Annotated in this window: 18 protein-coding genes and 3 pseudogenes; 4 read left to right on the top strand and 17 right to left on the bottom strand. The window is 35.2% G+C overall.

Translation table 11 applies throughout. The features are described 5' to 3' along the window. Nucleotides 1–60: 60 nt before the first annotated feature. The 7 genes and pseudogenes from ACZ42C_RS03830 to copZ all read right to left on the bottom strand — a co-directional run. Nucleotides 61–162 (bottom strand): annotated as a pseudogene (locus ACZ42C_RS03830) (RNA chaperone Hfq); the annotation flags it as partial. 229 nt (nucleotides 163–391) lie between these two features. Beyond that, the gene (locus ACZ42C_RS03825; RefSeq protein WP_461181724.1) at nucleotides 392–742 is read right to left on the bottom strand and encodes a hypothetical protein; all 351 of its coding nucleotides are present in this window, start codon (nucleotides 740–742) and stop codon (nucleotides 392–394) included. 179 nt (nucleotides 743–921) lie between these two features. Beyond that, nucleotides 922–1,308 (bottom strand): hypothetical protein, encoded by a 387-nt coding sequence (locus tag ACZ42C_RS03820; RefSeq protein ID WP_461181725.1) that lies wholly within the window; start codon nucleotides 1,306–1,308, stop codon nucleotides 922–924. Nucleotides 1,309–2,259: 951 nt separating this feature from the next. Beyond that, nucleotides 2,260–2,474: pseudogene (locus ACZ42C_RS03815) on the bottom strand (insertion element protein); the annotation flags it as partial. A 47-nt stretch (nucleotides 2,475–2,521) separates the two neighbouring features. Then, on the bottom strand, nucleotides 2,522–2,980 hold the full coding sequence (locus tag ACZ42C_RS03810) for an AraC family transcriptional regulator (RefSeq protein ID WP_461181726.1): 459 nt from the start codon (nucleotides 2,978–2,980) through the stop codon (nucleotides 2,522–2,524). A 23-nt stretch (nucleotides 2,981–3,003) separates the two neighbouring features. After that, nucleotides 3,004–3,537: pseudogene (locus tag ACZ42C_RS03805) on the bottom strand (AAA family ATPase); the annotation flags it as partial. Between the two features lie 343 nt (nucleotides 3,538–3,880). Then, nucleotides 3,881–4,087 (bottom strand): copper chaperone CopZ, encoded by a 207-nt coding sequence (gene copZ, locus ACZ42C_RS03800; protein ID WP_461181727.1) that lies wholly within the window; start codon nucleotides 4,085–4,087, stop codon nucleotides 3,881–3,883. 312 nt (nucleotides 4,088–4,399) lie between these two features. On the opposite strand from copZ, the gene ACZ42C_RS03795 reads away from it, so the two are divergent. Together ACZ42C_RS03795 and ACZ42C_RS03790 are read left to right on the top strand one after the other, a co-directional pair. Further along, on the top strand, nucleotides 4,400–4,975 hold the full coding sequence (locus ACZ42C_RS03795) for a hypothetical protein (RefSeq protein WP_461181728.1): 576 nt from the start codon (nucleotides 4,400–4,402) through the stop codon (nucleotides 4,973–4,975). 373 nt (nucleotides 4,976–5,348) lie between these two features. After that, nucleotides 5,349–5,726 carry a cupredoxin domain-containing protein gene (locus ACZ42C_RS03790; RefSeq protein ID WP_461181729.1) on the top strand — a complete coding sequence of 126 codons (378 nt, stop codon included), beginning with the start codon at nucleotides 5,349–5,351 and terminating at the stop codon, nucleotides 5,724–5,726. A 342-nt stretch (nucleotides 5,727–6,068) separates the two neighbouring features. On the opposite strand, the gene ACZ42C_RS03785 is transcribed toward ACZ42C_RS03790, so the two are convergent. Continuing rightward, a complete protein-coding gene (locus ACZ42C_RS03785; RefSeq protein ID WP_461181730.1) occupies nucleotides 6,069–6,773 on the bottom strand; it encodes a cytochrome c biogenesis CcdA family protein in 705 nt (234 codons plus the stop codon). 3 nt (nucleotides 6,774–6,776) lie between these two features. Beyond that, the gene (locus ACZ42C_RS03780; protein ID WP_461181731.1) at nucleotides 6,777–7,127 is read right to left on the bottom strand and encodes a redoxin domain-containing protein; all 351 of its coding nucleotides are present in this window, start codon (nucleotides 7,125–7,127) and stop codon (nucleotides 6,777–6,779) included. A gap of 517 nt (nucleotides 7,128–7,644) precedes the next feature. Here ACZ42C_RS03780 and ACZ42C_RS03775 point away from each other — a divergent pair. Both ACZ42C_RS03775 and ACZ42C_RS03770 read left to right on the top strand, forming a co-directional pair. Then, a complete protein-coding gene (locus ACZ42C_RS03775; protein WP_461181732.1) occupies nucleotides 7,645–9,120 on the top strand; it encodes a UDP-N-acetylmuramoyl-L-alanyl-D-glutamate--2,6-diaminopimelate ligase in 1,476 nt (491 codons plus the stop codon). A gap of 1 nt (nucleotide 9,121) precedes the next feature. After that, nucleotides 9,122–10,333: a D-alanyl-D-alanine carboxypeptidase family protein gene (locus ACZ42C_RS03770; protein WP_461181733.1), complete on the top strand. Its 1,212-nt coding sequence runs from the start codon at nucleotides 9,122–9,124 to the stop codon at nucleotides 10,331–10,333. Here the strand turns inward: ACZ42C_RS03770 and ACZ42C_RS03765 are convergent. The 8 genes from ACZ42C_RS03765 to ACZ42C_RS03730 all read right to left on the bottom strand — a co-directional run bounded on the left by ACZ42C_RS03765 (nucleotide 10,261) and on the right by ACZ42C_RS03730 (nucleotide 19,696). Beyond that, a complete protein-coding gene (locus ACZ42C_RS03765; RefSeq protein ID WP_017187526.1) occupies nucleotides 10,261–11,583 on the bottom strand; it encodes an ISL3 family transposase in 1,323 nt (440 codons plus the stop codon). The genes ACZ42C_RS03770 and ACZ42C_RS03765 overlap by 73 nt on opposite strands. A gap of 241 nt (nucleotides 11,584–11,824) precedes the next feature. After that, nucleotides 11,825–13,465 carry a mercury(II) reductase gene (merA, locus tag ACZ42C_RS03760; protein WP_461181734.1) on the bottom strand — a complete coding sequence of 547 codons (1,641 nt, stop codon included), beginning with the start codon at nucleotides 13,463–13,465 and terminating at the stop codon, nucleotides 11,825–11,827. 24 nt (nucleotides 13,466–13,489) lie between these two features. Further along, nucleotides 13,490–13,882, bottom strand: a complete 393-nt coding sequence (merR, locus tag ACZ42C_RS03755) for an Hg(II)-responsive transcriptional regulator (protein ID WP_017186745.1) — start codon at nucleotides 13,880–13,882, stop codon at nucleotides 13,490–13,492. Between the two features lie 371 nt (nucleotides 13,883–14,253). Next, complete coding sequence (locus ACZ42C_RS03750; protein WP_461181735.1) at nucleotides 14,254–15,543, bottom strand: cytochrome b family protein; 1,290 nt, start codon at nucleotides 15,541–15,543, stop codon at nucleotides 14,254–14,256. Between the two features lie 475 nt (nucleotides 15,544–16,018). Next, the gene (locus ACZ42C_RS03745) at nucleotides 16,019–16,921 is read right to left on the bottom strand and encodes a F510_1955 family glycosylhydrolase (RefSeq protein WP_461181736.1); all 903 of its coding nucleotides are present in this window, start codon (nucleotides 16,919–16,921) and stop codon (nucleotides 16,019–16,021) included. 477 nt (nucleotides 16,922–17,398) lie between these two features. Continuing rightward, a complete protein-coding gene (locus ACZ42C_RS03740) occupies nucleotides 17,399–17,605 on the bottom strand; it encodes a hypothetical protein (RefSeq protein WP_461181737.1) in 207 nt (68 codons plus the stop codon). Between the two features lie 2 nt (nucleotides 17,606–17,607). Further along, a complete protein-coding gene (locus ACZ42C_RS03735; RefSeq protein WP_461181738.1) occupies nucleotides 17,608–18,990 on the bottom strand; it encodes a sensor histidine kinase in 1,383 nt (460 codons plus the stop codon). Next, on the bottom strand, nucleotides 18,983–19,696 hold the full coding sequence (locus tag ACZ42C_RS03730) for a response regulator transcription factor (RefSeq protein ID WP_461181739.1): 714 nt from the start codon (nucleotides 19,694–19,696) through the stop codon (nucleotides 18,983–18,985). The genes ACZ42C_RS03735 and ACZ42C_RS03730 overlap by 8 nt, the downstream gene beginning before the upstream one ends. Nucleotides 19,697–19,752 lie beyond the last annotated feature (56 nt).

Here is a 19,752-nt window from a genome sequence, read left to right as displayed (position 1 = left end):
AAAGTCTTACCTGCCTAAAAAAACAAACGCCCGAAAGCGCCTGTTTTTATGTTATTCCTTTTACAATGTCACATTTTTCAAGGGTGCAAATGTGGATATCGCATGTTTGTATATTAATTGCTGTTACCCATCCGTTTTCAATAAAACGCTGAAGCTATCAAATGCTAGTGTGTGTTTACTAACGGGTTCCGTTACCTATCGCAAAACTTTAATTTGCAGACCAAAATGTAAGTAAGAATGTGTATATTAATTTGCACTAAAAAATGCGGTGCTTTTTGTTGTAAAGAAACACCTCAGTTCGATAAGAGTTGAGATGATGATAAAATTTATTTTTTCGTTTCCTTATTCAACTAAGGTACCCGTTTGGTGGATAACGATTTTAAACGCACTCTTAAGCATTCTTAATTATTGAATCCTTTAATTTAGAAAATGGGTAAATTGCAATTAAGGCACAAAATATTACAACGAAAATTGAACTGATGATTATGTTTGGGAAACTGATAAAATCAAACCAAACCCTGCTGATAAAAAATAATGCAATCATTGCAATTATATAAGGGGTAATCACAAAGACATAAAGTCCGGTACCCTTTCCAAAATTAAATATTCTGCTCCATTTAGTTCCATCCCGATTTAAACATTTCCCAGTAACCCATATAATTAAAAATAATATTCCAGTATATATCAAAGCACTGACGAATTGTAAACCTAATAATGACCCCAGAAATATTGCGATATTCATTGCACTCCCTGACCTTTCATTTTAAAACTCAAAGCTTTTCATTCTTGACTTGCGAATAGCAATTAACAATCTTATATCTCCTTTTTTAACCGATGACCTGTTTAAATTTTAACATATCCTATTCTACAAAGTGGTCTAACGAATCAAATGGGAGCGCAACCTTATTCCAGAATCGCGCCCTATCCCTGAACAATCCTTTTCCTAATTGTTTGCGTTATGCCCCAAAATAAAAAGCGATATACAATTGCAATAACAAAAAACATAAAAACAAATTCGAATGGAGTGAAAGGAACATAATCGATTAAATATGAATTAATAAAGATTAATATTAATGACAATAGCTCCATTAGGGAATCCTTAAATCCATATCTTTCATACAAAAACTTAGTTTCTCTAAAATTAAATACATCTTTTAATTCCTCACTTAAAAATCCTTTAACAAGGCCTAAGCCTATTAAATAAATCCCCCAAGCAAGTAAATAGCCTATATTCAAGACTTGCGTTATTACACAATAAATTATGGTAAATAAAAGTAAATATATTTTTTCTCCCCCCCTTATTTTCACCCCATTTACTGCCCCTTATATGCAATACTAGCGCCATTCCTTATTAGTGAATAGCGCCCGATTGCTTAATCTTTCTTCTCGAATTTCAATCGCAAATACATCACGGAGAAAAAAATAGCAACAACTAATAAAATATAATTAAATATGACAGATAAATCGAAGAACTGAAGTATACCAATAACCACCAAAGTAATTATCATCATCCATTTGTAAAATTTATAACTCATACGAGAAACTCGCCTCCTGCTTCCAACAACCAATTAAATAAACTTAAGCAATCTAGCCCTATAGTACAACATTAGCGGAATTAGTTATTCAACAACTGCGCCCAATTGCGGTATTACATTCTATCCAAAAATAAAAGCATCGAACTAGCAGCCCAAAGAAAAATTGCAATTTGAGTTATGACATAAACTGTTATCTCTACCGAGGTCAATTCTCTTTCCCTCTTAATTTTTTTAAAATGAAAATAATAATAAATCGCACAAATGAGCAAAGCTAATCCAGCTAGTTGCTGCATCTGTCCTAATATCTCAATTACCTCAATAAAAAATCTTCCTCTCTAATCTCGCCCTTATGCTGAATAGGCGCAGTTCTTTGTTCCAGAATTGCGCTCTATTGTAGAACGAGAAAAAAATAACCTTTATTTTTATTTGAAAAGTGATTCAGGAATATTTTTAGAATACTGCTAGTAATTAAATAAATAAGGGTAACAACGATCAAAATTGGCACTACTATTAGGATAATCTTACCCAATGATAATGAGTTGAAAATATCTTCTACCCAGTTAAGTAAAGATGTTAAATCGTTCAGTAGTATTTACCCTCTTCTTATGCGACAATATAATGACCCGTTTGCCGAACATATGATAAAAAAACTCACCAACTAATCTGAACCGTTAGTTTTAATACATTCTTTACAATATCATTTTAACATACGATTTTATTTTTTCTATCTTTTGTAAATAATATCGTTCCAATTATATACTCTGTTTGCAATCCCAATCCTTTGTACTGGGGTTTGTTTAATCCCGTTGGATTTAAAAGGTTGGCAAAAGTTGTAGTAAGTTCTTAAAATTGTAACCACCATTTGTGTATATTTAGGATTAAAATTACTATATATATATGATTTTCCATCACCTCTGGAGTTACTAATGGTCTTTCCAAAAGAAAGGCTTCGTCTTAGTCCACCCTCAAACGGGAAACAGATTCGTTTATTTCAACTGATTTACAAAACCCAAATGATCTATTCCTTTATCCTTTAACACTCTCTTAGAATATAAAGGTGAATACCCATGCCTTCTGTAAATTTCACTCAAACTTAATTTTTGATTGATATGTAAGTCGTAAATTTCATCAAAGTCCTTGCTTCTTTTAAAAGCAGATATTTCTTTCAATTTAAATACCTTAACATTGTTCGCTTGAAACAATTTTTCCAAATCTTTAACATTAACACCCAATTCCCTTTGTATTTCATAAGACGTTTTTAATTCTACGTGATTCATATGAACGAGCTTGTCCAATTGGTCTTGATACTGTTTCCATTGGTAATCATCAAATTGGTGTTTGGGAATGTCGAGTTTGTCATAGACATAGAAAACAAAACCATCACCGTATATATTGTTTTGATTTTTATGTGAGTGTGCTTGATTTATAGCCGAAACATTAGACATATTATTGGCATAAGAATTAATACCATGACCTTTACAAGACTATCTATTGACTCCTTTCCAAAATCTTTTTCTCCACCACGGGCTAAAGAGTATGCTTCATCTATAAATAAAACACCACCCATCGCTTTTTGAATCAGCGCTCTTGTTTTTTGTGCGGTTTGCCCAATATATTCCCCGACTAAATCTGCTCTTTCCGCCTCTATAAAATGCCCCTTGGATAGCAGACCCATATCAAAATATAATTTGGCCAGCTTTCTCGCAACCGTGGTTTCGCCTGTACCCGGATTCCCTTTAAACAACATATGGAGTACCTGCTTCGGAGCTTTCAAACCGAATTGCTCCCTTTTTTCATTGATCAAAACAGTTGCATAAATTTCCTTTATTTTATCTTTTAATTCCTTCATGCCGATAAAGGAAGAAAATGCTTCATCAATATGGGAAAACGGTCTATTGTCAATGGTGTACAATGAATGATTTGTTTTTGGCTGTTCATTATTTTTTTCACTTAACACAATGTTTATTTGGCCATTCCTGTTTCGTTTCAATTGAGTCTCCATGTCATCACTCCTTCGTCACGTTATTATACGTTTTTATGAAAAAGGTGTGACATATGCCTATGGACTTCATCTTTCAACGGAAGTATCTCTATTGGTATAACTACAATAGATGGAGTTTTTGCATAGAAATATCGGCTCAACGTAAATGCTTCATGTGAAAGTCTTACCTGCCTAAAAAAACAAATGCCCGAAAGCGCCTGAAGGGGAGGATGTACCTAAAAACGATAACCAGCTTATTGTACTGAAGCTTAGATAACAAAAATAAACGGCTCAAGTCAGTTCTTGAGCCGTATAACTTGAAAATACCAAGGGATTATTTAATTAAGTTCCAGAAAGTTTATATTTATGCAACGACATCATACCCAGCGTCTTCAATAGCTACTGTAATCTGATCATCATTAATTAAGTTATCATCATAATCCAGGGTAACTTTTCCATTTTCAAGACTAACTTGAACATTTTTTACACCATTTAATTCTTTAAGAGCACCCTCAACTGAACTTACGCAATGTCCACAAGACATACCTTTTACATTCAATGTTTTTGACATGTATTTCACCACCTTTAAATGAGATAATTAAGTCAATAATGGAGTTGAGCAATATACCCCTCCATCGTATTTTTATGCTATCATAATAACTTTAATGTGACAATATTATTGTTTGAAGCTGAATATAGAAAACGTTGACTTGATTTCATAATCAAAATGGTTATTGTAAAATTTTTCAATTTATTTTACAACAAAATGAAAATAGGTATCCGTCTGCAACTGCTAATCATTTCCTAATATTCACAATAGAATATTTCGGTTATAAAACACATACAGTTAATTATACTGGACAAGACAGAAAGGAGTAAAATAATGGGGACGCCGTTACTTTTAATACTTATAACGATTTTCTCACTCTCAGTACTAATTATCTATAAATCTTTTTTGTATAGAGATAAGATTACAAATATGGTTGGCATGATGATAGCTATGTCAATTGGTATGAGTATCGGTCTTACTGTAGGTGTTATTTTGGGAATATTAATCCCGGATAATTTCTTTATGGCTACGATTTTGGGTATTGTTATTGGAATGTCAACTGGTTTTATTGCTGGTCTACCAATTAGTGCTATGGCGGTATTGGATGGCTTGCTGTCTGGACTCATGGGAGGAATGATGGGAGCTATGCTTGGGGAAATGATAGCGATAGAATATTATGATTCAACCATAAAAATAATGTTCTTTTTATTTCTGTTCACTTTATTAATACTTTTCTTTGTGATTCAAAAAGAAGTTAATAAAAAAGAGTCAACATTTTATACTAATCCGTTGTTCATAGTTATTCTTTTTGGATTGATTTTCATTGTTTTTAATCAAATGGAGCCTATTGTTACTAATGTTGATGACTCACCTAATCACCACCATATTGAACATCATTCAAATGAATAGAGTTCATCGTCAGTAAAGAAAACCACTGAACTAAACAGTGGTTTTCTATGTTATTATTCTAAATTAATTACAGTCACATTGTCTTCATACATACATAATGGTTTTATATATACTTTTTTAACCGTGTTTGATACAACACGACACCACTATAAGAACCATTTCCAACTTCAATCGTTCCTTTTTCTTTCTTAGTTGGAAAAGTAATCACTGTCACATCATTCGAAGACTCTTCTAGGAATTTTGATTTGCACCATATTCATACTTTTAAATGTTCATATATTTGTCTCTTTGTCTTCATAAAAAATGCATATTTACCAAGTAATATAATTGTTGAAAGTAAATGATTAAAAGAAATAGATTGGAGGTTTTATTTTTGAAAAAAGCTTTATTAGCAGCAATCTTTTTAGGTGTTGTATTATTTCTCGCTGCTTGTGGCGGGGATGACACAGAACAAACTGGTGACACTGATTCTTCAGATGATTCATCTGCCACTAGTCAGATTGACATCACAGCATCCAACTTTGCACTTGACCCGACTGAAAACACCGTAAATGCAGGTGAAGAGGTTAAAATAACATTAACAAATGATGAAGGAATGCACGGAATTGCAATAGATGAGCTAGATGTGAATATTGAGGGTGAGGGTGAAGCAACATTTACGCCGGAAGAACCGGGAGAATACACAATTTATTGTAACATTCCTTGTGGTCAAGGACATGATGATATGACAGCGACATTGATTGTACAATAGTAACTGAAAGCCATTTTTATTAAACGTCTGGATCATTTTATTATCCGGACGTTTTATTTATTTAACTATATAAATAATCCACTCCTGACTATGCGGCTAACGATAAAGGAATAAGCCGCTGCAATAATGAAATAGAACTTGATGATCAAAAGAAAGTAACCCTCGTTAAACCGCATAACATGCAAAATTATCGCTGTTTAAGCCCTGGTGAAAAAGTTCTTTTATCCAGAAATGAAGAAGGTAAAGTCATCGTACAGTTATTGGAAGTATAGAAAAAGGAGACTATCACTAAGATATACGAGGTGATAGTTTCCTTTTTAATAGAAGATATGCAGAAAAATATTAAAAACCGGAAAAGCCAAACCATGCTGCTAAGAAGGAAGTTAATTTAGTAATCCAATCGAAGAAAAGGGCAATTCCCATGAAAATCATGATATACCCGCCGATTTTGATAAGCCTGATGCTATGTTTTCTAATCCATTTTAATTTGCCAATAAAGAATGATAATACTAGAAAAGGAATAGAAAATCCTAATATATAACTAATCATCATAACCATTCCAATATCCGGATTAGTTGCGGCCAACGATAGTACAATAGCTAGTATAGGACCCATACAAGGTGTCCACCCTAATGAAAATGCCATTCCTATAATAAAGGAACCAAAAAATCCAGATGGCCGGTTCTTAAATGTAACCTTTCTATCTTTCATAAGGAAATTAAAATTCAATACGCCTACAATTACAAGGCCAAAGAAAACAATGAGGACCGCACCTATCTGTCTTATAATATCCTGATAGGTTAACAGGAACTCGGAGACTGCAGATGCGGTAAAACCTATCATGATGAAAATACTTGAAAATCCTATGAGAAAGAAGACGGTATGTAGTAATGCCTTTTTATTCATTTTTGTGTTTTCTTCTTTTATTTCGCTAACACTCATCCCTGTAATATAAGATAAAAATGCTGGATATAGTGGTAAAACACAAGGTGAAATAAAAGATAAAAAACCGGCGCCAAAAGCTAAAAAAATATTAATTTCATTCACTGCTTATCCCTCCGTATTTCTATTGCTGCGGCAATATTTCCTGAAGATATTCTTCAGTCGCTTTAATCTGAGATCCTTGGTGACTACCATTTCAATTATTCCATCATAACGAATAAAATAGCTGCTCGGAAGTGTTCCTACTTTATATAGATCCTGTACTTCTCCAGTCTTATCATGTGGGATGGGAAATGTTAAATCATATTTATTAATAAAACGTTCCACCACAAATTCCGTACTATCTAAACTGACTGCAATAATTTCAATGCCTTTTTCTTTATACTTTGGATATAATTCTTCCATATAAGGCATTTTCTCCTCACATGGTTTGCACCAGGTCCCCCAAAAATTCAGCATTATTCCTTTCCCTTCATAATCGCTTAACTGTATCGTTTCTAATTCGTTATTCTGGTTAATTAGCTTTTAATTAAAGTCATGTGCCACATCTCCTTCTCCATATACTGCATTATCTGCCTGTAAATTGGAGATATAATAGCCCCAAATAATACAGCTAAAATTGATGTTCTAAAGGTTAAACGATTTCTTTTTTGTTTTTCTTATTTCCCTTGTTCCAAACTCATATGTATCACACAAACAATAAAATTTAAATGAATCATTCATCAAAATTTGCACCCTGCCTTCAAATATAAAATAATTATTTGTAGAATCTGTGTAGATTGAACAAATTAACAAAGTGGACACAATATTATCAAACATGTATATGAACAATAGCATTAAATCACCTGTCACATTAGAACCGTTTTATTACAAAATTATCAATAATATTAATTAATTATTACAGTTTTAAATCTGCACATTTTCTTCATAACTTCACTATAATATGAAGATTATTAGTTAGAGGAGTCTGTCATCTATGAAATTAAAACATTTAATTGAAGACCTTGATATAAAAGAGGAAATAAAGCCTAAAACAATAAACCTATCCATTAAAGGGATTGCCGAGAATTCAGATGAAGTATCAAAAGACTACATTTTTGTGGCTGTTAATGGATATAATTCAAACGGTCATGATTATATAGGAGATGCCATTGAAAAAGGTGCGTGCGTAATTATAGGTGAAACAGATATCCCCAGTTTGCCTGTACCTTATATCCGAGTTGACAATAGCAGAAAAGCGTTAGGTGTTGTTGCTAAAAATTTCTATGGTAATCCTTCCAAAAGTAAATTAATGATTGGAATTACCGGAACGAATGGAAAAACAACAACAAGTTATTTACTGAAACATATATTGGAGGAAAGTGGAAAAACTTGTTCATTGATTGGAACAATTCAATACGTGATCAATGGTAATGCGAAGGAGAGCAGCAACACCACCCCCAGTGCATTAGATTTACAGAAACTGCTATATGAGAGCAAAGATGAAGTCATCATAGTTGAAGTTTCTTCTCATGGGTTATCACAACAACGAATCGAAGGAGCAATGTTTGATTTTTGCCTTTTTACGAATCTTGAACATGAACATTTAGATTATCACGATACAATAGAAGAATATTTTCAAACCAAGATGTTATTGTTTAATTATCTAAAAGATAGTGGACAAGCTATTGTCAACACGGATAATTATTGGGGTGAAAAACTAGTTAAGACCCTGGAAGTAAGAGGAATAACCGTATATGGTGTTGGTCAATATGCAGAAGATGAGCTTAGGATACTTCGTTTTAACAATGAAAAATCCACTATTGCAGTTAAAGAAAATGATGAAATAAATCATATTTTTTCTCCAATGAATGGCATTCATAACATGTATAATACTGCCATGGCATACAAAACATCCAGGTTATTAGGTATACCAAAGGAGGGAATAATTGAATCCCTTTCATATTTTGAAGGAGTGAAGGGACGATTTGAAACTATAAAACTATTCAATGGTGCAACGGTCGTCATCGACTATGCTCACACAGAAGATGCTGTTTTTCACTGTTTAACAACTGCAAAGAAATACGGTGCAAAAAAGGTGATTCACGTTTTTGGCTTCCGCGGAGACAGAGATCAATTTAAAAGACAAGGGATGCTGGCAATCACCTCCGAATTAAGCGATAGATTTGTTTTGACCATGGATGATTTAAATACTATATCATACAGTGAAATGATAGAAACATTAAATTACCTGAACATTAACTATGGAAATGAAAAAGGTGTTATAATTCCCGACCGCACCTTGGCCATTAAATGGGCTATAGAATATACTAATCAAGATGATTGGATAATTATTACGGGAAAAGGTCACGAAACATACCAGCAGAACTATCATTCACCTACTAATTCTGATCAGGAAACAGTAAGATATATTGCGAATCAGCAAGATAAAAACAGGTTTGGAGCTTTGTAATATGAGAATAATTATTATATCTATCACAACTATAGCTTTCGTAAACTCCTTATTTATTTCTAAAGCTTTTGGCGAATCAAATCCGCCTCCTCCACCCCTTTCAAGTGAGACTGCAATCATTATAGAAGCAAATACCGGAACAGTAATTTATGGAAAAAATGCAAATGTACAAATGTATCCTGCAAGTATAACAAAAATTGCAACAGCCATATATGCGATAGAAACCGCCGATTTAAATGAAGAAGTCACTGTAAGCAATAATGCCAGAAATACAGATGGATCAACTGTTTACTTAGAAGCAGGAGAAAAAGTACCATTAAAACAACTTGTACAGGGATTATTAATTAACTCCGGAAACGATGCAGGTGTTGCAATTGCAGAACACTTGAGTGGAAGCGTTGAGCAATTCTCGTCTGATATAAATCTTTATTTACAAGAAAAGATTGGTGTGCAAAATACAAACTTTGAAAATCCCCACGGACTTTTTGACCCTGATCATGTAACCACTGCAGAGGATTTTGCCAGAATAACCCAATATGCAATAAAAAATGAAACGTTTCGTGATATATTTGGGACAGAGGAATTAAAATGGGATGGGATGACTTGGAACACCACACTTATAACACATCATAAATTAGTGAAAGGGGAAATTCCTTATGAAGGAGTAACCGGAGGGAAAAATGGATTTGTGAATCAGTCAGGTTATACGTTAGCAACAACAGCCGAGAGAGAAGGCTTAAGCTTAATTGTTATTACGATGAAAAGTGATATTAAAGATGAATCATATAATGACACTATAAAACTATTAGACTACGGGTTTGAGAATTATACTACATCCTATATTGATGAAGGAACGATTTTTAAAGGGGATGATAAAAAATTCGTTACTGCTGATAAAATTGCGTATACACATCCATTAAATGCACAAATGGATGAACAAATAGGCAAAGATGGGAATTTAAAAATAATAAATCAGAGTAGCAGTATTCTAGACTCTTTCACGCTGGACAAAGTTGGTCAAGAAAATAAAAATTATAACAGGTTGAAAATAAAAAGATCCACAAATGAAGAAGTAATTTTTGATAAGGTTTGTCTATACTTATTTTTTTGGGGTATTCGGTTTTTATGGTGGAAAAGGGCTTATAAATCACCCTTCTCCAAATTCTTAATAAGTGTGGAAAAATCGACACCAAAGTTGTCTGTAATGTTATGATCATTCACTTCATACCAATTGAAATTATCGTGTAACATAGCTTTATTGAAAGCACTTGAATTAAATCGTGGCTTACGCTTTTTATGGAGCTTCTCATTGAAAAGGATTTTGGCTCGTAAGGCATCAAACGAGTAACCTCTACCCATTCGCTCTACCTGCCTAATAATGCTGTTAATTGACTCCGTATAAGCGTTAGTGAGCCTTTTATCAAAGTAGTTGAATATTTCGACATGCCAGTTGTCTACGGCTCTCACGAGGTCTTTATATGCATCTTTAGAGTTACTGGACATACAACGGTGTCTCCATTGACTATAACGAAGACGACCTTCATCTGAATCAGGAGTATCCCATATCCAGTAAAACTCTTCTTTGAGTTCATAGGCTTCTTTTAAGGCAGGAAGATTACCTAACCAAGTCTCTAAGAGGAATGATTCACGTTCATTTAGATCGTGTTTACGCTTTAGAAGGATAAACCTTTCACGCATAAGGGTACGTCTTTCTTTTTGGCTCATATGAGCTTTCAAAGACTTTCTGACGTTATCTAAGGCTTGATTAGCCATTCTAATTACATGAAACTTATCTACGACCACTTTAGCGTGTGGAAGGATAGTGTTCACTGCGTCTTTGTAGGGCTTCCACATATCCATTGTGACGTACTCAATATAAGTCCTGTCACTGATTTCTGAAAGACGTTGGATGACTGTTTCCTTGTTACGGTTAGGCTTGATGTCATAAATAGTCCTGCGTTCAATATTAGTCAATACAAGCCGAGGTCTTCGGATAATATGTATCTCGTCTATCCCAAGCCACTTAGGAGTTTCAAACTGGTATTCACGTTCTTTGAGTGCCACATAGTCCTTAAAAACGTTCCTAATAGTTTTCTCGTCAACGCCAACGCTTTCTGCGACTTCTACAAAGGTCTTAGACATGGATTGCTCTTGAATAGACTTTAAAAGCCTTTTGGTCATACTACGCTTTTCATCTACAGATACTAGGCGTTCCCAGAAGGTAGATTCGCATTCACGACATTTGTATCGTCTACGGTTCAATTGTAAGCCCACTCGCTTTAAACGAATGGGCAAATCCATAATTAGTTGATTTCTTGAACTGTGTTTGTACAACTTGTCAAAACCACATTCAGGACAACGTTCAGGTGGTCCGACTGCTTCAACTTTAAACATCATATCGGTTTCATTTTCTTGTGGTGATTCTATTGTTTTAATGTCTGGTAGGGATAATAAGTCTGACATATTGTTCATCCTTTATTACTCTGCGGTGTTAAGGTATCAAATATAGATTTGATGTCGAAATCATCAGTGTTAAATTATTTTTGTGACCACAAATGCACTTAGAAAATCCCTTAAAGCATTTATATAATGGGTGATCGCAAAATAGTGTATGAAATCCTTTTGTAGACTTTGCTAAACTACTGCACACTTTAGTACAGTATTAGCTGGTTCACTTGAATAGGGAATTGTAAAAAAAGTTCCCTTAGCCTGCACAACAAGATAATTTCGAAACATTTTTATCGAACGTAAGTGCAGCTAATTTTAGCCCTTCAGCCATTGTTAAATATGGTGCTAGGGTTTCTGTTAAATCTTCTATCGTTAAGTTAAATTTAACAGCTAATGATGCTGCATAGATGACATCTCCTGCATTCTCAGATACAATATGAACCCCTAATACTTTTAGTGTTTCTGCATCTGCTACTAGTTTAAATACACCGGTTGTTTCACGGTTTACAATTGCTCTTGGAACAGCATCTAAAGGTAATACAGATGTCTTCACATCATACCCTTTCTCTTTTGCTTGTTCTTCTGTTAAACCAACCGTTGCAACCGTTGGATTCGTAAACGTAACAGCAGGAACTACCGATAAATCTATTTTTTTGTTTAACCCACCGATAGCATTATCAGTAATAATTCCACCTTCATAGGCTGCTACATATACAAATTGCGGTCCTAACGTCACATCTCCTGCTGCATAAATCTTTTCATTACTTGTTTGACCAAAATCATTGATCAGGATTTCATTATTTTTTCCGGTTTCAACACCTGCCGCACTTAAATTTAAAGAATCCGTATTTGGTTTTCTTCCAGTGGCAACAAGTAACTGATCTGATTCAATAACTTCTTTACTGCCATTTACTGTTACGTAAACCTTTTTTATCTCTCCACTTTGTACAACACGCTCAAAAGTTGCCCCTTTGACAAGGTTTATACCCTGTTCAATTAACGCTTTTTCAACTGACTCTGAAATCTCAGGATCATACTCCTTTAAAAGTCGCTCACTTCTTTGCATAAGCGTTATTTCTGAACCTAAATGATGAAATAGTTGTCCAAGCTCCATTCCAATGTATCCTGAACCAATTACAGTTAATCGTTTTGGTATTTTCTTTAACTCAAGAAGTGTTGTACTAGTTAAATAGTCCATTTCTTCAAGTCCTGAAATTTGGGGCAACGAAGGAGATGCACCTGTTGCAATTAAAAAGCGTTTTGCAGATAACTTTGCCCCATTGACCTCAACCGTACTAGCATCAACGAATTTTGCTTCACCTTTAATTAAATCAAAATTATATTCATCAATTAAATCCACATATTTTTGATTCCGAAGTTCGCTCACCAATTTATCCTTTTGCGTGATTAAACTAGCTAAATCCACTTCTCCAGCGGATGTTTGTAAACCTATAAACGGGTTGTCTTTTGATAAATGATTGATTTCCCCTGCCCTAAGAAGAGTTTTTGACGGAACACAGCCAATATTCACACAGGTTCCCCCAACCGTTCCACGCTCAATCATTCCAACTTTTGCACCGTATTCTATAGCTTTAATTGCCGATGAAAAGGCAGCAGCACCAGAACCAATAATAAGAAGGTCATAATTGTCTTCATTACTTAACGCCACGTTTTCTTGTGACGATACTTCTTCAATTTCTCTGGCTTTGTAATTTGCTTCATCAATCGCCTTTATTGCACTTTCAACCTCAATATCATTGGGTAGTTCAAATACTGCTTCACCACGACGAAAACTAGACTCAATATTTTTAGCACCTATCTTTTCAAGTGCTGATTCAACGTGTTTTTCACAACCCGCACAGGTCATTCCTTGAATGTTTACCTTAAATTTATTCATAATAAAGCCCCTTTCGTTAATCTCTCATGTTAATGTTTCTATTATTGGACACGAATGTAATTGCTTTTCATCTGGACATCGTTGTTTTAAGTCGTCTAACATAGTTTCAATTCGTTTTAAATCCTCTATTTGTTTTTGAACTTCCTTTTGTTTTTTAGAAACAAATTCGAACATATCTTGACAACGAACTTCATCTTTATCTACAACACCAAGTAATTTATAAATCTCGTTTAAAGAAAATCCAAGTTCCTGTATTCGTTTAATAAACCCAACACGCTTAACGTCATCATATGAATATATCCGATAACCAGCTTCCGTTCGGTGAGGTTCTTGTAGTAAATTTTTTCGCTCGTAATATCTAATCGTTTCTTTATTAACGCCACATTTTTCTGCAAACTCACTAATGCGGTAAATCATCTTATTTCACCCCATGAATATTATAAACCGTGTACCATAGTACACGGTCAAGTAAATTGGACTATTTTATTTTTTCCCAACGTATCACTCGTATGTGATTGATACTTTTATAATACTATTGATTGTCCTAACATCCCACTAGAAAATCCGATTTAAACACCAGTTGTTTTTAAACTATTAAAAAAGTAATTCCACTATATATTCCGAAGACCCGAAATTTGTTGCCCGTTGGATTTTATTATTCTGTTTAAAATCCTTTAATCCTCTTCATCTTCAGTCACACGCATTAGTCTTAAACCATTTAGCTCTGCCGGAATTATCGCTCCCACATCTGAGAATATGGCGACACAAAGAGTTAACCATCGCAGGAATTATAGCGCTATCGACACTGGCTCCCCATCGTTTGGAACTTCAAACACCTCATCAGCAATGAATTCACCCACACTCTGAATGGTGATTTGTAGCTCTCCCTCTGGAACCTGAATTTGATGCTCACCTGTTCCGTACTGCTCCGCCCACACTCCCGGTTCTATGGCCACTTCTAAAATTCCTATCTCTTCCGGCCCCACATTTTCAATCTCGGACCATACAAGCTCCATATCAGCGTCTGGTTCTCCAATATACAACATTTGCTCACTGTATCGATATATCTGGTGCGAAATCGGCTCTCCTTCAATTTCAACCGTCTGGCGAAAGTACGGCTCACTATCCAGATCCCTTACCCAAATGTAGATATCTTGGTCTTCAGCTTGAATGACCATCTCAAAGTTTTGCGCATAATTTTCTGGTGACTCTGTTTGTCCACTAAACGCGGGAGGTTCTTTTATGAGCCCGCTGTCAAAATACGCCACGGTACCCATCATAAGCGCCATGGGCATGGCAAACATTACCGCGACACCAATCACAGCGGCTACCTGAAATAAACTATTCTTTTGCTTGTGACTCCTCCGTCGAAGCACAATCTTAGCGAATGCAGCCGCCTGAAGCAGCACAACAACAACTCCCATTCCAAGAAAAATATACAAGAACCATATCGGAGGATAGAATCTCCAGTCTGGGGGTGTAGCTTGAAAGAAATAGAATAGATATAGCATGCCACGAAGCATAGCAATATAGAAAATAACTTGCACTAATGTGCTGTGAATCCATTTCCACGAAGATGTACCGAGAAATTTCACCGCTCTGTCAAAGGAAGTCATGGCGAGTAAGATGATCATAGGAGCCATTACAAGCCCCATCATATTCATGATGCCAACCTCCGGTCTAAAGAGAACAAAACTGCCTAGCTCTTCCATGTATTCAAACCCAAATAGCGTCGCCACATCCCATCGCGCCCAACGATCCCAGATCGCATATGCGTGTCCAAACGATAGCACCGCGAACCATATTCCAAGTTCTCGTCTCCAGGTGATAAAACGTCTAATGGGGGGCCAAAGCATTGCCACTGGTGATAATATTAGAGCGAGAAAAAGCAGAACAAACGCAGCATGTGCCCATGCCCTCCAGAAGGGATGGTCTTGCCCCCAGTCAGGCCACAGGGCAGGTTCAACCCCCCAGTCCGAATACGAAAGGTAAAAAAAATAGACTAGAAGGGCGGAAAATACCGCTACGCTCAGGTGGCGCAAAAAAATCACCTTTTTGTTTTTTAATCCGAGTATCATGTTTTTACCCCTGCCTTCCTTAGTAGAACGTGTATATATAATCTATCATTCCGAATAAAAGTCGAGTTTGTTATATCAATAGAAAGGGGTTCCAATTGTAAATCCATAAAAATGCACCTCGTAAATTAGTATTTTGTATTACATGAATCCAGCGTAAAATGTTTTATTTTATACGATATTCATTAACTTTGAGAAGCTTCTTTTGTAAAGTTTCATTTTGAGCTTTTTAAGACTCTATCTCTCCTTCTAATTGCTTCATTTTATATCACCAATTTATCTATATTACCGGACGATTTCAGGTGAATATTTTGAACATTTGAATGTTCGTGATTTGCATGGTTATTATTCATCCGATCATGATTGTGTCCTGATTATGGCCTCCATGCATAAATGGCATCGTAAGCAAAATATAAGAAGACTAAAAAAGTTCAGAAATGGGGATACCGCTCCCGAGCAGTTATTTCTTCATAAAACATTATTTCACTTGTCCATTTTCGATAATCTGTGTCCATGATTCTGAACCATCTTCGGTTATAAATGACTGTCCTTTTGTTGTATAAATTGCAATTTGTTGATCATTTTGCGGATTTTGAGCTATATAGACCGGACCATCTTCGGTTAGTTCTGGTAATTCCATGGTTTCTTCTGTACCACTTTCGATATGGTAATTAAATAAGAATGGACTTGTACTATAGGTTGCATAATAAAGATTTTCATTGTTGAAAAACACCGCTGTACCTACAGCACTTCCATCCGATATAAGCTGGAAGTTTTCCCCACCGTCTTCGGATAAGTAAATTCCATTAGTAGCTGCTGCTGCAATCAAATTGGAATCAGAAGGATGCAGGGCTAAAGATAATATCTCCTCATCAAGACCACTAGCACTAACGGACTCCCACGACTGACCATCATCAATACTTCTGTAAAATCCTTGTTCTAATTCCGAGTTCTTTTCTGGATTCAATAAAAATATATCATGGCTATTATATCCGACAGCCATGGCATGAAAATCTGTTTCTCCTTCAAATTTAACCATTTCTAGTGTTTGCCCACCATCAATACTTCGTTGAATTCCAAGTGGATTCGGTAGGTCGGAATCTTTTCCAGGATGACCTGAGGTATAAAATCCATCATCTACAGCATTAAAACCCATGTAATCATTCAAGTTTTTAGTTGTTTCAAACCATTCACCATCACGGTATATTTTTAAACCTGTATGGGATGCAAAATATAACCCATTATATTCTCCAGCGTAACCGATGCCATGTACATGGTCTATATTCCCATCCATTGGCACTTCAAATGCTTGTTCATTATTGCTGCATCCTGATAAAATCAAACCTGCAATAGTTGCTAAAATTATTGCTATTCTTTTCATCTTTTTAAACCCTGCCTCTAATAAATTATTTCTGTTTGTGTGAATTTATCCTTATTATATTGTGTTTAAAAATGACATTATTTAAAATAGTATGTCTGTTGGTTTGCTTTATTAAATAAATAGAATAACTCAACTTTATAAACAGATATTGCCGGATTATTATCTGCTATTTTTGTCTAATTGGAAATGATGCTATCAATTCTAGTACTTGCTGAATACGGTGGAGGTAAAACCGATAGTGTCATGAATACCGAAGCAGATAATTCAACTAGGGTGCCAAAAAGTACCAGTTTTTCAGAAGAATCCACTAAATAAAATATTGAAAATTAAAGCAGCAAACTTCAATTTAAAAAGGCTGAGAACATTGAAAAGGCTGGAGAAGAAGTTTATCTAGCCTTATAAAAGATGAAGGAATGCATGGAATTGCCACCATCTGCTAAGACAGGTGGCCAAATTTACATGCAAATCAATTAATGCTTATTTATTTTTTCTACCGATAAGGATTATTACATATAATACCCCAATAATTATTCCTGGTAATCCCGTCCAAAAACAGATTTGCAAAAGTATTTTCACATAATATGTAAATGATTCATTTCCCCACATCGTTGCACCGGAAACAGTTAGACAGGACAATCCAATAATAATCAAGGATATTGCCAACAACCATTCAATTTTTTTCATATTTACCCCTGCTCCAGTTTTGGGAAGATTAGCTCAAACCTCGTACCTTTATTCATCTCGCTGCTAACAGAAATAGTTCCATGTTGGATTTCAACCAAGTTTTTTACAATGGCTAACCCCAATCCCGTTCCTCCAAAATTTCTTGAACGGGACTTTTCAACACGATGGAAACGTTCGAAGATGAAAGAAAGTTCTTCTTTAGGAATTCCAATACCTGTATCTTCAATACTTACATACACGTTATTTTTCTTACTCCATACTTTGAGATAAATAGAGCCTTCTTTTGTATATCGAATTGCATTCATTAGTAAATTTATAAAAATCTGTTCTAAGCGATAACCGTCAGCCTCAATGAAAGGAATACCTCTATCTATCTCAGTGACTAACGTCAACCCTTTTTTCTCAAGTTCTAAACGAATTTTCAAAACAGTGGTTTCCATAATTTCCACGGGGTCAACGGCTTCCACCTGAAGATCTACTTGACCTTCCTCCATTTTTGCTAAATCAAATAAGTCATTAATTAACCTTAGTATACGTTCCGTTTCATCTTCAATTATGGTTAGATATTGCTGCCTTTCTTCTTCGGTTTCATAAAGATTGTATTTTAATACATTGGCATATCCTTTCAGATACGAGATAGGTGTACGCAATTCATGTGATATATTTGCAAAAAATTCACTTCGGTTAGCTCTGTATTGATTCGTTTCCAGTGCAAGGTCATTGATTGCTGCACCCAGCGTGCCTAATTCATCGTTGGGGAGCGTATTGACGCGTATATCCAGGTTACCTTTTGCTATCTCCCTTGTTGCTCGTTCCATTTCCAATAGTGGGTTTGACATTTTCCTGGCTAAAAAAAACGTAAATCCCAACCCCAAAAAAAACGCTCCTACTGCAGACAAAATTAATAAATTCCTAATTTTATCAACAGGTTCATGCACATCGTCTACAGGAGCCAGGACAAAAAAGGAGCCCTGAAATGTACTGGATAGCATGATAGGATGACCATGACCAAGGTAAATATTATTTGTCATCCTATCCTCTACGTTTTTATGAATAGACTCACCTTTTGATAATTGCTTAAGTTCATTATCAGTTAAAGGATTGATCTGTATACCAGTGTCTGCGATCACTCTCCCGCTCGCATCCGTAATGTAAATGTCCTTATTGGTGAAATAAGCCAGATGCTTATACATATTTATCATCGTCTCATCATCAAGTGACGTTATCGTATTCGCATATTTTTGAGAAAGTTCCCGAATTTCTTCCTGTATCTGATTATAATAGAAATTGGTAAATATTTTATTGGCAACAAATCCTAAAGGTAATAAAACAGCCAAAATCAGGCAAGCCATGATTATGCCAAGTTTAAGGACAATTCTATTCATGCCAGACTTTATCCTCGTCTGTAATGATAAACCTGTATCCTACTCCCCAAACTGTATTTATCGGACTATAGGCAAGCCCGGACTTACGAAGTTTTTCACGTATATTCTTCACGTGTGTATCAATTGCCCTAAGATCCCTAAATTCATTTACGGACCAGATTTTGTCCAATATAATATCACGGGTAAACACCCTTTTAGGCTGACTGGCAATTAAATATAGAATATCAAACTCTTTTGGCGTTAATCCGATTGGTTTATCTTTCACCATTGCAGTTCTACTTTCCATGTCAATAGAGAGATCCCCAAAATATAATACCTGAGTTTCTTTTTCTTTATCTAATATCTTCTGTCGGCGGATCAAAGCAGTAACTCTGGCAACCAGTTCTTCAGGTGCAAATGGTTTAGTTAGATAATCATCCGCACCGATATTCAGCCCATGAACTCGATCTTTAATATCATTTCGAGCGGTTAACATCAAAATCGGTAAGTTTTTTGTCTCTCGAACTGTAGCACATACTTCCCAGCCATCAATATCTGGTAACATGATATCTAAGATCATTAAATTGTAGGGTATTTTATCTACTATCCGGAGGGCTTCTTTTCCACTTTTAGCCTCGTCGATCGCAACATTTGATTTAGACAAATGGATCTTTATCAAGTTTCTCATGTTCCATTCATCATCAACCACTAATATTTTATCTTTCATATACAAACCTCATTTAATTTTTGTTCAATATGCCTAACTTAGTTTTTTTATTACCG

The sequence above is a fragment of the Virgibacillus kimchii genome (genome assembly GCF_055379185.1).
The sequence above is the reverse complement of the archived record's forward strand: the minus strand, read 5'-3'. Positions and strand labels throughout refer to the sequence as shown.